This window comes from Pseudomonas sp. 1L-C-7-B-C1 (assembly GCF_057291635.1).
Genome location: NZ_JBXAWH010000007.1, coordinates 144,208 through 157,925, shown reverse-complemented (window position 1 = coordinate 157,925; position 13,718 = coordinate 144,208). Strand labels below are relative to the sequence as shown.

Below are 13,718 nucleotides of genomic sequence, written 5' to 3'. Positions count from 1 at the left end.
CGGTTTTATTCTTCAAAATGTCGAAATCATCAACGGCGGGATCGTCCCCACGCTCTGCGTGGACGCCGTCCTTGACGCTCTGCGTTATTTCACGGCACCAAACGACAGCCCGCGGACCAGTTGTTTCTGGCTGATCCAGCCGAAGATCAGGATCGGCGCGCAGGCCAGGGTCGACACCGCCGACAACTTGGCCCAGAACAAACCTTCAGGGCTCGAATACGAGGCGATCAGCGCAGTCAGCGGCGCGGCGTTCGAGGAGGTCAGGTTCAGCGACCAGAACGCTTCGTTCCAGCACAGGATCAGCGACAGCAGCGCCGTCGATGCCAGCCCGCCCTTGCAGATCGGGATCAGCACGCGAAAGATTTCCTGGCGCGTGGTGGCACCGTCCAGCCGCGAGGCCTCGAGAATCTCTCCGGGGATGTCCTTGAAGTAGGTGTAAATCATCCAGACCACGATCGGCAGGTTGATCAGCGTGTAGATCACGATCAGCGCAATGCGCGAATCCAGCAGGCCGAAGGTCTTGGCCAGCAGGTAGATCGGCATCAGCACGCCCACCGGGGGCAGCATCTTGGTCGAGAGCATCCACAGCAGCGTGCCCTTGGTCCGTTTGGTTTCGAAAAACGCCATGGAGTAGGCCGCCGGCACCGCGATCAGCAGGCACAGGATCGTCGCGCTGAAGGAGATCAGGATCGAGTTCCAGGCGAAGTGGAAGTAGTCACTGCGCTCCTGGATGTGCAGGTAGTTTTCCAGGGTCGGCGTGAAAATGAACTGCGGCGGCGTGGCGAACGCATCGATCTCGGTCTTGAAGCTGGTCAGGACCATCCAGAAGATCGGGAAGAAAATCAGCGCTGCGATCAGCCACGACAAGGTGCCGAGCAGGGCACTTTGCAGGCGACGGGATTGTTTGAGCGTCATCATGACCTTGCCCTCAAGACTTGTCGGTGAGGTTTTTGCCGATCATCCGTACCAGGATAATCGCGGCAATATTGGCGATCACGACGGCAATCAAACCGCCTGCCGATGCCATGCCCACGTCGAATTGCAGCAGTGCCTGGTTGTAGATCAGGTACGCCAGGTTGGTGGAAGCGAATCCCGGGCCGCCGTTGGTGGTGGTGAAAATTTCAGCGAACACCGAAAGCAGGAAGATCGTCTCGATCATCACCACCACGGCGATCGGGCGCGCCAGGTGGGGCAGGGTCAGGTGCCAGAAGATCGCGATCGGGCCGGCGCCATCCAGACGCGCCGCTTCCTTCTGCTCCTGATCCAGGGACTGCATGGCGGTCATCAGAATCAGGATCGCGAAGGGCAGCCACTGCCAAGACACAATGATGATGATCGACAGCATCGGGTAATTGGCCAGCCAGTCCACCGGCTGCGCGCCGAACAGCTTCCAGACCCAGGCGAGGATGCCGGACACCGGGTGGAAAATCAGGTTCTTCCAGATCAGCGCGCTGACCGTCGGCATGATGAAAAACGGCGAGATCAGCAGCACGCGCACGATGCCGCGGCCGAGAAACTCACTGGCTTCCAGCAGCGCCGAGATCAATACGCCGAGGATGACGCTGATGGCCAGCACGCTGCCGACCAGCAACAGGGTGTTCATCGCGCCGGGCAAAAAGCCTGCGTCGGTCACGAAGAATTCGAAATTCTCCAGCCCGACAAACTCGTTTTCGCCGGGGTTCAGGAGGTTGTAGCGGATCAGCGAGAAGTAAATGGTCATGCCCAGCGGCACAATCATCCAGACCAGCAGCAACAGCACCGAGGGGCTGACCAGAAACCAGCCGGGCTTGGTGACGCGGCCTTTGGCGGCTGATTGATCGTCGGCCGCTGTGGCGCGCGGGGTGAGGGTTGAGGTGTTCATGTTGACTCCGAACCGGGCAAACGCGTGAGCGTGAACGTGTGCGGCAGGCAATCGGCGCCTGCCGCCTCAAGCAGCGGGTGTCAGCCCTTTTTCGGGTAACCCGCGCGCTTCATTTCACGCTCGGCCACGCTTTGCGCGTTGGTCAACGCCTGATCCACGCTGGAGGTACCCACGAGTGCCGCGGAGAACTGCTGGCCGACCGAGGTGCCGATCGACTGGAACTCGGGGATGGTCACCAGCTGGATGCCCACGTACGGCACCGGCTTCAAGGTAGGCGCTTTCGGCGTCACGGCCTTGAGGGATTCCAGGGTGATGTTGGCAAACGGCGCGGCTTGTTTATACGCATCGGTGTAGGTCGATGCACGGGTGCCTGGCGGCACGTTGGAGACGCCGTCTTTCTCGGCGACCAGCGCGGCGTACTCTTTGGACGTGGCCCATTCGGTGAAGGCGCGCGCGTCCTTGTCGTTCTTCGCGCTGGTCGGGATCGCCAGTGCCCACGAGTACAGCCAAGCCGAGCCCTTGTCGGTCACTTCGTGCGGCGCATAGGTGAAGCCTACGCTGTCGGCCACTTTGCTTTGGGACTTGTCGGTGACGAACGAGCCGGCGACGCTGGCGTCGACCCAGATCGCGCATTTGCCGCTGTTGAACAGGGCGAGGTTTTCGTTGAAGCCGTTGCTGGAGGCGCCGGGCGGGCCGTCTTTTTTCATGACATTGGTGTAGAAGGTCAGCGCGTTCTTCCACTCAGGCTGGTCGAATTGCGGTTTCCATTGTTCGTCGAACCAGCGGGCGCCAAACGAGTTGGCGATGGTGGTAATCAACGCCATGTTCTCGCCCCAGCCGGCCTTGCCGCGCAGGCAGATGCCGTACTGTTCCTTGGACTTGTCGGTGAGCTTGTCGGCAAATTCGGAAATCTGCGTCCAGGTCGGACGCTCCGGCATGGTCAGGCCGGCTGCCTTGAACAGGTCTTTGCGGTAGTAGGTGATCGAGCTTTCTGCATAGAACGGCAGGGCGAAGAGTTTGCCGTCGACCGACAAGCCATCACGTACTGAAGGAAACACGTCGTCCAGCGCGTAGGACGCAGGCAGATCGTTCATTTCCTTGAGCCAGCCCTTGGCGCCCCAGAGTGAGGCTTCGTACATGCCGATGGTCAACACGTCGAACTGGCCGCCCTTGGTGGCGATGTCGGTGGTCAGGCGCTGACGCAGCACGTTCTCTTCCAGCACGACCCACTTGAGCTTGATGTCCTTGTGCTGTTCTTCAAAGGTCTTGGACAGCCGCTGCATGCGGATCATGTCGCTGTTGTTGACGGTGGCGATAGTGACTTCACCGGCGGTGGCGGTGGTGCACAGGGACAGGAGGGTCAGACAGGTACCGGCAAGGAGAACATTTGCAGAGGTCTTCATTTATCACTCCTCTTCTGCGCCCAGACGGACGTCAGAAGCTTGGTTATTGTTTTTGTTTCTTCCGGAGGCCAGGAAGAATGTGCGTTGATTACAGCCTTGTGGGCGCGGGTTGACAAATCCTGCGGCGCACTTGAACTGATACTTTTTTGCACCGGGAATTCCGACGGCCATGCCGTACAACTGCGCCAGCACATGGTGCGGGGCAGTTCCAGCGTAGTTGACGGGCGCGAAGGGGCAGCGAATCAGTACAGGTTTTGCTCAGTCAAGCGCTGTACGGCGAGACGACGGTAGTGCGAGGGGGTCATGCCCTTGAGCTTCTGGAAGCGTCGGTTGAAATTGGAGATGTTATTGAAACCCGACTCGAAACAGACGTCAGTCACCGGCCGGTCGCCATCGGCGAGCAGTTCGCAGGACTTGCTGATGCGCAAGCGGTTGACGAATTCCACAAAGCTGCGCCCGGTGGCTTGCTTGAACACGCGGGAAAAGTAGGTCGGCTTCATGCCCAGGTAGTCCGCCACTTCTTCCAGCGGCAGTTCGCGGGCGTAGTGGGTAAAGATGTATTCCACCGCCTTGTTGGTGCGCTCCACGGCGTGATCATCCGACAGTTGCGACGCAGTGGTACCGGACAACAGCTGGAAATCGTCACTGGCGGCCAGCAATTCCAACAGGATGAAGAAATGGCCCAGGCGCGTCATGCCAGTGGTGTCGGCAATCTTTTGCATCAATTTGGTGGCCTGGCGGACGGTGCGCTTGCAGCGAAATTCGATGCCGTATTGCGCACGCTCGAGCAACGGCGCGAGGGCCTTGAGTTCGGCGAACACCTGATTGCCGTTTTCGAGCAGCTCTTCGGTGAAATTCACCAGCATGTCGCGCTTGGGAATGACCTCGTCTTCTTCGATCTGACTGATCCAGTTGTGCGGAAGATTGGGGCCGGTGAGAAACAGTGTCTCAGGGTAGAAATTGCCGATGTAATCGCCGACGAAGACCTTGCCGGAACTGGCAACAATCAGGTGCAACTCGTATTCCTTGTGGAAATGCCAGCGCACCAGCGGGCAGGGAAAACCGTGCTCGCGGTAGATGATCGACAGCCCATTGTGGTCGTCCATCAACTCGTAGGAAGGGTCGGTGACTCTTGTTGTTCTGGTCATGCGGGGGTCGGCCTGGAGAGTGGCGTGGGAATAATGTGCACTATTTGATGGGCGGAATACAGAGAGAGGCTTTAAACCGATGCAGATGGACGCGTGGCTTCAGTAGGACCGGCTTCAGCCGGGAAGAGGCCGGTTTGAGCGCCATCAATGCTGCGCCATGACGCGCAGCTGCGCAGTGGACTAACCACACCCCTCAACAACCCGATACGCTGATGCACCTTCCGCGAACGCCTCCAGAGAACCGCCACCCATGAAAAAAATCCTCGTGATCGGCATCGGCGCAGGCAATCCCGAGCACATCACCGTTCAGGCGATCAAGGCGCTGAACAGCACCCAGGTGTTTTTCATCCTCGACAAGGGCTACGCCAATGATGACCTGCTGGCGTTGCGCCGGGACATTTGCGAGCGCTATATCGAGGGGCATGACTATCGTCTGGTGCAGGTGAGCGATCCCCGGCGCAAGGACGATTCGCCGTCCTATCGCAGCGGGATCGAGCATTGGCACGAGCAGCGCGCCGTGCTATTCGAGCAATTGATCGCCGATGAAGTAAAAGCCGGCCAGACCGGTGCGTTTCTGGTGTGGGGTGATCCGGCGCTGTACGACAGCACGATGCGGATTCTCGACCAGGTGCTGGCCCGCGGCCGGGAGGCATTTGGCTACGAAGTCATCCCCGGCATCACCAGCGTGCAGGCACTGGCCGCCGGGCATCGCATCGGCCTGAATCGGATTGGTGAGCCGATCCACATCACCACCGGGCGGGAGCTTGCGGCGGAGCAGGGTGCGCAGATCAGCAACAGCGTGGTGATGCTCGACGCCCACTGCACCTTCGAGCGGTTTATCGACGAAGGGCTGCACATCTATTGGGGGGCTTATCTCGGCACCCCTGACGAAATCCTCATTTCAGGCCCGCTGCGCGAAGTGAGCGCGCAGATACGTCAGGCGCGTGAAACAGCGCGGGCGCAGAAGGGGTGGATCATGGACACCTATCTGCTACGCCGCGCCGTCCCTTAGACAAAACGCTTCAGGTGTTCTTGTTCTTGGCTTCGATCCACTGCGACATGTACTGCGTGCTCTTGTGCTGATGATGGCGAAGCATGGTGCCCGTGAAGTTGGCCGTGCGATGGGCCGGTAGCGTCTCCCGCAGCGCAAGGATGCGTTCGATCAGCGCGGCGCAATGGCGATCATGGCTGTAACGCGCCGGCAGCAGGTGCCAGCCGTCCCGTTGCGCCCGTTCCCAGCGTGCCTGATCGGTGTAGAGGCTGACGGCGGCGTCGGCGAGCCCTTGCGCATCACAGGCCACCGCGCCGGGAAAGGACAGCTCGCCGTGCATGGCTTCGGCACCGATGGGCGTCGTCACGGTAGGTGTGCCGCAGACCATGGCGTCGATGATCTTGCCCTTGATCCCCGCGCCGAATCGCAGCGGCGCCAGGGAAACCCGCGCCGCACCCATCACCTCCAACGCGTCTTCAGCCCAGTTCATGATGTAGAACCCCTGGGCAGCATTATGCAGTGCTGCAGCCTTGGGCGGCGTATACGCGCCATACACACGAAGCTGAGCTGCCGGCAATTGCGCGCGGATCAGCGGCCAGACGGTGTTTTTCAGCCACAGCACCGCATCCCAGTTCGGTGCGTGGCGAAAGTTGCCGATGGTGATGAAGTGCGCACGTTCTTCGAATCCACGCGGGCTGGCGGGCGTTGTGTGGTTCTCTCGCACAAGCAACGGTGCCCAATGGAGCTGAGCAGCGGGCACTGAAAATGCCTGGGTCAGCAATTCGATTTCGACGTCGGACACCATCAGACTCAGGTCACTGCGGTGGATCGCGGCGACCTCGCGCTGGGCCAGGTCAGTGGACGCCATCCGCGTGAACAGTTGATCCCGCGGCGTCTGAAAATAACCGGTCAGATCAGCATCGGGCTTGCCGTCGAGCCGTTCCTTGACCGCCTGATGACGGGCGTGGCGCAGGCTCTGCAGGTCGGAAGTCTCAAGCAGGCGGATCGCGTTCGGGCAATGCTTCTCTGCCCGCCAGCCGAATTGCTCTTCCATCAGGAACTGGTCGAACAACACCACGTCAGGCTGCAGCTCACTGATAAAGGCATCAAAACTGCTGTGATTGAGGGTAATGGTGACTTCGGTTATCCCCAGCCCCGCAAGATCGGCCTTGTGCTCGCCTTCGGTGGCCGCGCTGGCGAAGGTGATCTGCCAGCCCTGTTCGAGAAAACAGTCGATCAGTTGCATGACGTGGCCACTGGCCGCAGACGATCGCGGCTCGGGCCAGACGTAGCCAATGATCAGCACATGGATCGGGGTGGGCTGCGCCGGTTGTTCAGTTGCCAAGAATGCCCTTTACCTTGTCACGCAGCTGATCAATGGAAAACGGCTTGCCGATGTTGTGCATGCCTTCTGGCACATCGACGGAATCCGCGTAGCCACTGGCGAACAGCACCGGGATGTCGGGGCGAATTTCACGCGCCCGATTCGCGAGATCTTTACCGTTCATGTCGGGCAGGCCCAGGTCGGTCATCATCAGGTCAATGGTCTGGTCAGCGTTGTTCAGAACCGCAAGCGCCTCGGCGGCGTCGGCCGCTTCCAGCACGGTGTACTCAAGCTCCTCGAGGACGTCGACAATCAACATCCGGACGATGTTGTCATCTTCGACCACCAGAATCGTGCGGGGTGAATCGGACATGGCAGGTTCCTTAATTGGGCAGGGAGCGCATCGCACGGCATTGGGTGTACAGCGTTTCGCTGGGGGCGCAATTGTGCCAACTTCCGCGCCGCAACAACACGATTCAAACGAGTGTAGTAGCTATCAAGCTGCACTCAAATGTACAGTTCCGGCCGAATTAGTCTCTCTGTAATGTGAGAAAATTCAACCTTGTACGTCGGAAGCTGGAGTTTTTGTCGAGATTTGCGGCAAACTCCGTCGTTTAGACGAATCCGCCTGAGCCCTCGCGATGATCACCAACTCTGCAGTCGATGAGCAACGTTTCCGCAAACTGTTAAGCCGCAACGTCAGTTTACCTTTGGCTGTCGGCGTGCTGAGTGCGGCTTTCTTCGTCATTTTGATTTCCTACCTGTTGTCGGCCATCCAGTGGGTCGAACACACCGACCGGGTGATCAACAACCTGAATCGCTCGCTCAAGCTCTCGGTGGACATGGAGACCGGGATGCGCGGCTTCCTGCTGACCGGCGATGAGCGTTTCCTCGACCCCTACGAAGTCGCCAAACCGGCCATCAGCACCGAACTCCAGGGCCTTGAAGAACTGGTCGCCGACAACCCGGAGCAGGTCGATCGCTTCAAACGACTGGCCGCGCTGCAATCCTCCTGGAACGAGTTCGCCCAAGAGATGATCACCCTGCGGCGCACCGGCGGCGATTACCAGACGCCGATCCAGAATCGTCGCGGCAAGCGCCTGGCTGACGAGATGCGTGAGCAATATGAGCAAGCGGCCAACGTCGAGCATCAGCTGCGTCTGACACGCAACACCGACGTGACCCACACCACTGTGTTGTCGGTCTCGCTGTATATCGCGTTCATTCTGTTGGTCAGCGGGATTCTGGCCTGGGTCGGGCGTCGGGACATGACCACGCTGTCCGATACCTACGCCGCCAACCTCAAGGCGCAACAGCTGGACGCCGAGCGCTTGTCCCACGTCGCCTGGCTGCGCAATGGCCAGAGCGAACTGGCCGAGCAGGTCATCGGCCAGCTCACCCTCAATCTACTGGGCCGCAACGTGCTGCATTTCTTCGCCCAATACCTGGGCGCGGTGGTCGCGGCGGTGTACGTGCGTCAGGAGCACGGCGGTCTGGTGCGCGTGGCTTCCTACGGTTTCTCCCGCGAGCAGGAGCAGCACGAGCAGTCGATCTACAGCGGTGAGGGCGTGGTTGGCAAAGCGGCCGAGCAGGATCAGATCATCACCCTGAACAACGTGCCCCAGGACTACTTCAAAGTCACCTCCGGCCTGGGCGAAGGCTCACCGCGCAGCGTCGTGGTGGTGCCCACCAGCAACGATGATCACGTCAACGGTGTGATCGAACTGGGCTTCCTTCGCGAACTGACCCCCCGTGACCTGGAGTTTCTCGAGCTGGTGGCCGAGAACGTCGGCACCTCCATCGAAGCCGCGCGCTACCGTCAACGCTTGCAGGAAGTGCTCGCCGAAACGCAGCAGCTCAACGAAGAGCTTCAGGTGCAGCAGGAAGAACTGCGCACGGCCAACGAAGAGCTGGAAGAGCAGTCGCGGATCCTCAAGGAATCCCAGGCCCACCTGGAAACCCAGCAGGCGGAGCTGGAGCAGACCAACGAGCAACTGGCCGAGCAGGGCAAGGCGCTGGCCGACCAACGTGATGCACTTGACCGCAATAACGAAGAATTGCACATTGCCCAGATTGAGCTGGAAGCCCGCGCCGACGAGTTGCAGCGCTCCAGCAAATACAAATCCGAATTCCTCGCCAATATGTCCCACGAGCTGCGCACGCCGCTGAACAGCTCGCTGATTCTGGCCAAGCTGCTGGCGGAAAACCCCCAGGACAACCTTTCCGAAGAGCAAGTCAAGTTCGCCGAGTCGATCTACTCGGCCGGCAACGATTTGCTCAACCTGATTAACGACATTCTGGATATTTCCAAAGTCGAGGCCGGCAAGCTGGACGTGCGTCCGGAAAACAGTAGCGTCAGCCGTCTGGTCGAAGGCTTGCGCATGACCTTCCAGCCTCTGGCGACCGAAAAGAAGCTGGAATTCTCGGTGGAGATCCAGTCGGGCACGCCGGTTTCGCTGTACACCGATCGCCAGCGCCTGGAGCAGATCCTCAAGAACCTGCTGTCCAACGCCGTCAAGTTCACCGAAAGCGGTACTGTCAGCCTGACCGTTTCCCGCCAGCCCGGCGAGGGCGTGGCGTTCACGGTTCGCGACTCCGGCATCGGCATCGCCGAGGAGCAGCAGGAAAGCATTTTCGAAGCGTTCCGTCAGGCCGATGGCACTACTAATCGCCGTTATGGCGGCACCGGCCTGGGCCTGTCGATTTCCCGGGATCTGGCGCGTCTGCTCGGCGGTTCGATCAGCGTCACCAGTGCGCCGGGACAGGGCAGTATTTTCACCCTCGTCCTGCCGGAAGAGTACGTTGAACAAGAGCCTTCGCAGTATGCCGAGGCGCCAGTAGTTGCCGTGCAGCCCCCGGCAGCTCCCGCCCGCGTCACGCCGCCCGCACCTGTTGCGGTGAGGGTTTCGCCGCCTGCCGAGCCGATTCCGCGCTTTGCCGACGACCGCGAAAAAGCGCCGTTCACCAAACGCTGCATTCTGGTCATCGAAGACGAAGTGCGATTTGCCCACATCCTCTACGACCTGGCCCACGAGCTCGGCTACAACTGTCTGGTGGCCCATGCCGCCGACGAAGGCTTCGATCTGGCCGCATCGTTCATCCCGGACGCGATCCTGCTAGACATGCGCCTGCCGGACCATTCCGGTCTGACGGTGCTGCAACGCTTGAAAGAACTGCCGAGCACCCGGCACATTCCGGTGCACGTCATTTCCGTCGAGGACCGTCAGGAAGCTGCGCTGCAAATGGGCGCCATCGGCTACGCGGTCAAGCCCACGACCCGCGAAGAGCTCAAGGACGTCTTCGCCCGGCTGGAAGCCAAGCTCACGCAGAAGGTCAAACGCATCCTGCTGGTGGAGGACGACGCCTTGCAGCGCGACAGCATCGCGCGGCTGATCGGCGATGACGACATCGAAATCACCGCCGTCGGTTTCGCCCAGGATGCCCTCGAGCTGCTGCGCGACAACGCCTACGACTGCATGATCATCGACCTGAAGCTGCCCGACATGCTCGGCAACGAACTGCTCAAGCGCATGTCCATCGATGACATCTGCGCGTTTCCGCCGGTCATCGTCTACACCGGCCGAAACCTGACCCGGGACGAAGAAGCCGAGCTGCTGAAGTACTCGCGCACCATCATCATCAAGGGCGCACGCTCGCCGGAGCGCCTGCTCGACGAGGTGACGCTGTTCCTGCACAAGGTCGAGTCGCAGCTGTCGAACGAGCGCCAGAAGATGCTCAAGACCGCGCGCAGTCGCGACCGGGTGTTCGAAGGACGCAAGATCCTGGTGGTCGACGACGACGTGCGCAACATCTTCGCCCTGACCAGTGCGCTGGAGCACAAAGGCGCCATCGTCGAGGTGGGGCGCAACGGCCTGGAAGCGATCGAGAAGCTCAACACCGTCGATGACATCGATCTGGTGCTGATGGACGTGATGATGCCGGAGATGGATGGCTACGAAGCCACCATCGAGATCCGCAAGAATCCGCGCTGGCGCAAGCTGCCGATCATTGCCGTGACGGCCAAAGCGATGAAGGACGATCAGGACCGCTGCCTGCAGGCCGGTTCCAACGACTACCTGGCCAAGCCGATTGACCTGGACCGGCTGTTCTCGCTGATTCGTGTGTGGCTGCCGAAGATGGAACGTATCTGAGTGAATCGGATCAATTGACCACGCCCGCTGCCCGACAGAGTTTTGCTGATGCACCTTGAGAGAGACGCCGATATCGAGTTGCGCTTGCTGATCGAAGCGATCTACTTGAAGTACAGCTACGATTTTCGCGATTACTCAGGCGCCTCGGTGAAGCGTCGGGTTGCCCATGCATTGCGCCAGTTTGAACTGAAGACCATTTCCGCGTTGCAGGAGCGGGTGCTGCATGACCCCTCTGCCTTTATGCAGCTTTTGCAGTTCCTCACGATTCCGGTCAGCGAGATGTTCCGCGACCCGACGCACTTCCTGGCGATCCGCGAGGAAGTCGTGCCGTTGCTGAAGACCTATCCGTCGTTGAAGATCTGGATTGCCGGCTGCAGCACCGGGGAGGAGGTCTATTCAATGGCTATCCTGCTGCGGGAGGAGGGCCTGCTCGAACGCACGATCATCTACGCCACTGACATCAATCCCAATTCCCTGGAAAAAGCCAAGCAAGGCATCTTCTCCATGGAAAACATGCGCGGCTACAACGAGAACTACCTCAAAGCCGGCGGCAAGCGGCTGTTTTCGGAGTACTACACCGCTGCCTACGATTACGCGATTTTCGACAAGACCCTGCGAGAGAATGTCACCTTCGCCGATCACAGCCTGGCGACCGACAGCGTGTTCTCCGAAACCCAGTTGATCTCCTGCCGCAACGTGCTGATCTATTTCAACAAGAAGCTGCAGGACCGCGCCTTCGGGCTGTTTCACGAGTCCCTGTGCCATCGCGGGTTTCTCGTGCTGGGCAGCAAGGAAACCCTGGACTTCTCCGGGTACAAGGGCCACTTCGACCCCTTGGTCAAACTCGAGCGGATCTACCGCAAATCATGAGAACGTCGTTCCCTGACACCACTCCGGAGCCGCCCGCGCTGCCGGCGGTGGACGCCATTGTGGTGGGCGCGTCGGCCGGTGGTGTCGAAGCGCTGCTGAAGATTTTTCGCACATTGCCCAGGGGATATCGGCTGCCTATCCTCGCGGTGCTGCACGTGCCGGATCAGCGTCGCAGCCATCTGGCCGAGGTGTTTGCGGCGAACCTGGCGATACCGGTCAAGGAAGCGGACGACAAAGAGACCATCAAGCCCGGTACGCTGTATTTTGCCGGGCCCAGTTATCACCTCTCCATCGAGAACGATCTGAGCCTGTCCCTAAGCCAGGAGGAACGGGTGCATCATTCGCGCCCGAGCATCGACATCCTGTTCGAATCGGCTGCAGACGCCTATGGTGATCGGCTGGCCGGTGTGTTGTTGACCGGTGCCAACAGCGACGGCGCGCGTGGCATTGCACGAATCAAGGAGTACGGTGGTCTGACCGTGGTCCAAGACCCGGCCCGGTCGCTCGCGCGGACCATGCCGGAAGCGGCGCTTGCTCTTCATACGCCGGATTTTCTATTGCCTTTGCCCGACATCGGGTCCTTGCTTGTCGAGCTGGAACGAATTGCATGCTGAGTGATATCAAAGCCAAACTGCTGATCGTGGATGATCTGCCGGAGAACCTGCTCGCCCTCGAAGCGCTGATCAAGCGTGAGGACCGTCAGGTGTTCAAGGCGTTGTCTGCGGACGAGGCCCTGTCGTTGCTGCTTGAACACGAGTTTGCGATGGCGATTCTCGACGTGCAGATGCCAGGGATGAACGGCTTCGAACTTGCCGAGCTGATGCGCAGCACCGAGAAGACCAAGAACATTCCCATCGTGTTTGTCAGTGCTGCCGGGCGCGAGCTGAATTACGCGTTCAAGGGTTATGAAAGCGGTGCAGTCGATTTCCTGCACAAGCCCCTCGATATTCATGCGGTAAAGAGCAAGGTCAACGTCTTCGTTGATTTGTACCGCCAGCGCAAGGCCCTCAAGCAGCAGCTCGAAGAGCTGGAACGCAGCCGCGCAGAGCAGGAAGCGCTGATGCGCGAGCTGAAATCGACGCAGAGCGAGCTGGAGCGTGCGGTCCGCATGCGCGATGACTTCATGTCGATCGTTTCCCATGAAGTGCGCACGCCGCTCAATGGGCTGATTCTGGAAACACAGCTGCGCAAGCTGCATCTGGCGAAGGACAATGCGTCGGCGTTCACCATGGAGAAACTCCGGGCCATGGTCGACCGCGATGAGCGGCAAATCCAGAGCCTGATCCGCCTGATCGAGGACATGCTTGACGTGTCGCGGATTCGAACGGGCAAGCTGTCGATTCGTACCAGCCCCTTCGATTTGTCGGAGCTGGTGGTTAATCTGGTGGAAAGCTATTCGGCGCAGATCGCTGCAGCCAGCAGTGTGGTGACGTTGCACGCCACGGCGCCGGTGATTGGCGTGTGGGACGAGTTTCGCATCGAGCAGGTGGTGGCGAATCTGCTCACCAATGCGTTGCGCTACGGCGCGCGCAAGCCGATCGAGTTGCGGGTGTACAGCGAGGCAGGCGAGGCGCGGATCGAGGTGCGCGATCACGGGATCGGGATCAGTCCGGAAAATCAGAAGCGCATTTTTCAGCAGTTCGAGCGTGTTGCTGCCAGTCATGCGGTGGCCGGCCTTGGCCTTGGGTTGTTCATTTCCGATCAGATCGTCAGTGCTCATGGCGGGCGGATCATTGTCGAGAGCGAGGAAGGGGCGGGGTCGATGTTTCGGGTATCGCTGCCGCTCTGATCGAGATCTCCAAGATCAAGATCACAAGCGTCTGCCTGGGGGCAGACTGTTTCGCCTTCGGCGACTTACTTTTGAAAAGTCGAAAGTCGCACCATCCAAAAGTAAGCAAAAGTGCCTGCTCCTGGCTTGGTTCCTCCTTCGTCGGAATCCCCTCACTCCGGTCCCGCTCCGTGGGCCCGCG

General features: G+C 60.0%; 11 protein-coding genes. 5 read left to right on the top strand and 6 right to left on the bottom strand.

The window, feature by feature from the left end:
• Positions 1-84: 84 nt before the first annotated feature.
• The 4 genes from AC0Z8Z_RS12990 to AC0Z8Z_RS12975 form a co-directional block, all read right to left on the bottom strand.
• Positions 85-918 carry a carbohydrate ABC transporter permease gene (locus AC0Z8Z_RS12990; RefSeq protein ID WP_065991391.1) on the bottom strand — a complete coding sequence of 278 codons (834 nt, stop codon included), beginning with the start codon at positions 916-918 and terminating at the stop codon, positions 85-87.
• A 10-nt stretch (positions 919-928) separates the two neighbouring features.
• Positions 929-1,861 carry a carbohydrate ABC transporter permease gene (locus AC0Z8Z_RS12985; RefSeq protein ID WP_485619379.1) on the bottom strand — a complete coding sequence of 311 codons (933 nt, stop codon included), beginning with the start codon at positions 1,859-1,861 and terminating at the stop codon, positions 929-931.
• An 80-nt stretch (positions 1,862-1,941) separates the two neighbouring features.
• Entirely contained in the window at positions 1,942-3,264 is a 1,323-nt protein-coding gene (locus AC0Z8Z_RS12980; RefSeq protein WP_122534651.1) for an ABC transporter substrate-binding protein, read from the bottom strand.
• A 242-nt stretch (positions 3,265-3,506) separates the two neighbouring features.
• Positions 3,507-4,412: an AraC family transcriptional regulator gene (locus AC0Z8Z_RS12975; RefSeq protein WP_485619378.1), complete on the bottom strand. Its 906-nt coding sequence runs from the start codon at positions 4,410-4,412 to the stop codon at positions 3,507-3,509.
• 250 nt (positions 4,413-4,662) lie between these two features.
• Here AC0Z8Z_RS12975 and cobF point away from each other — a divergent pair, with 250 nt between their 5' ends.
• Complete coding sequence (gene cobF, locus AC0Z8Z_RS12970) at positions 4,663-5,424, top strand: precorrin-6A synthase (deacetylating) (RefSeq protein ID WP_485619377.1); 762 nt, start codon at positions 4,663-4,665, stop codon at positions 5,422-5,424.
• A gap of 10 nt (positions 5,425-5,434) precedes the next feature.
• On the opposite strand, the gene AC0Z8Z_RS12965 is transcribed toward cobF, so the two are convergent.
• Positions 5,435-6,649, bottom strand: a complete 1,215-nt coding sequence (locus AC0Z8Z_RS12965; RefSeq protein ID WP_485619456.1) for a glycosyltransferase family 4 protein — start codon at positions 6,647-6,649, stop codon at positions 5,435-5,437.
• A gap of 88 nt (positions 6,650-6,737) precedes the next feature.
• Complete coding sequence (locus AC0Z8Z_RS12960; protein ID WP_172612556.1) at positions 6,738-7,100, bottom strand: response regulator; 363 nt, start codon at positions 7,098-7,100, stop codon at positions 6,738-6,740.
• A gap of 268 nt (positions 7,101-7,368) precedes the next feature.
• Here AC0Z8Z_RS12960 and AC0Z8Z_RS12955 point away from each other — a divergent pair, with 268 nt between their 5' ends.
• The 4 genes from AC0Z8Z_RS12955 to AC0Z8Z_RS12940 are packed head-to-tail and all read left to right on the top strand — an operon-like array spanning position 7,369 to position 13,537.
• Positions 7,369-10,878, top strand: a complete 3,510-nt coding sequence (locus AC0Z8Z_RS12955; protein ID WP_485619376.1) for a response regulator — start codon at positions 7,369-7,371, stop codon at positions 10,876-10,878.
• A 48-nt stretch (positions 10,879-10,926) separates the two neighbouring features.
• Positions 10,927-11,748 (top strand): CheR family methyltransferase, encoded by an 822-nt coding sequence (locus tag AC0Z8Z_RS12950; protein WP_172612554.1) that lies wholly within the window; start codon positions 10,927-10,929, stop codon positions 11,746-11,748.
• Positions 11,745-12,362 carry a chemotaxis protein CheB gene (locus AC0Z8Z_RS12945; RefSeq protein ID WP_485619375.1) on the top strand — a complete coding sequence of 206 codons (618 nt, stop codon included), beginning with the start codon at positions 11,745-11,747 and terminating at the stop codon, positions 12,360-12,362. The genes AC0Z8Z_RS12950 and AC0Z8Z_RS12945 overlap by 4 nt, the downstream gene beginning before the upstream one ends.
• On the top strand, positions 12,356-13,537 hold the full coding sequence (locus AC0Z8Z_RS12940; RefSeq protein ID WP_485619374.1) for a hybrid sensor histidine kinase/response regulator: 1,182 nt from the start codon (positions 12,356-12,358) through the stop codon (positions 13,535-13,537). Before AC0Z8Z_RS12945 ends, AC0Z8Z_RS12940 begins: the two co-directional genes overlap by 7 nt.
• Positions 13,538-13,718: the final 181 nt, after the last annotated feature.

Coding starts and splice junctions, on each gene's coding strand:
- AC0Z8Z_RS12985 (WP_485619379.1), bottom strand. CDS start 1,861: ATGAACACCTCAACCCTCACCCCGCGCGCCACAGCGGCCGACGATCAA.
- AC0Z8Z_RS12980 (WP_122534651.1), bottom strand. CDS start 3,264: ATGAAGACCTCTGCAAATGTTCTCCTTGCCGGTACCTGTCTGACCCTC.
- AC0Z8Z_RS12990 (WP_065991391.1), bottom strand. CDS start 918: ATGATGACGCTCAAACAATCCCGTCGCCTGCAAAGTGCCCTGCTCGGC.
- cobF (WP_485619377.1), top strand. CDS start 4,663: ATGAAAAAAATCCTCGTGATCGGCATCGGCGCAGGCAATCCCGAGCAC.
- AC0Z8Z_RS12955 (WP_485619376.1), top strand. CDS start 7,369: ATGATCACCAACTCTGCAGTCGATGAGCAACGTTTCCGCAAACTGTTA.
- AC0Z8Z_RS12965 (WP_485619456.1), bottom strand. CDS start 6,649: ATGCAACTGATCGACTGTTTTCTCGAACAGGGCTGGCAGATCACCTTC.
- AC0Z8Z_RS12950 (WP_172612554.1), top strand. CDS start 10,927: ATGCACCTTGAGAGAGACGCCGATATCGAGTTGCGCTTGCTGATCGAA.
- AC0Z8Z_RS12975 (WP_485619378.1), bottom strand. CDS start 4,412: ATGACCAGAACAACAAGAGTCACCGACCCTTCCTACGAGTTGATGGAC.
- AC0Z8Z_RS12940 (WP_485619374.1), top strand. CDS start 12,356: ATGCTGAGTGATATCAAAGCCAAACTGCTGATCGTGGATGATCTGCCG.
- AC0Z8Z_RS12945 (WP_485619375.1), top strand. CDS start 11,745: ATGAGAACGTCGTTCCCTGACACCACTCCGGAGCCGCCCGCGCTGCCG.
- AC0Z8Z_RS12960 (WP_172612556.1), bottom strand. CDS start 7,100: ATGTCCGATTCACCCCGCACGATTCTGGTGGTCGAAGATGACAACATC.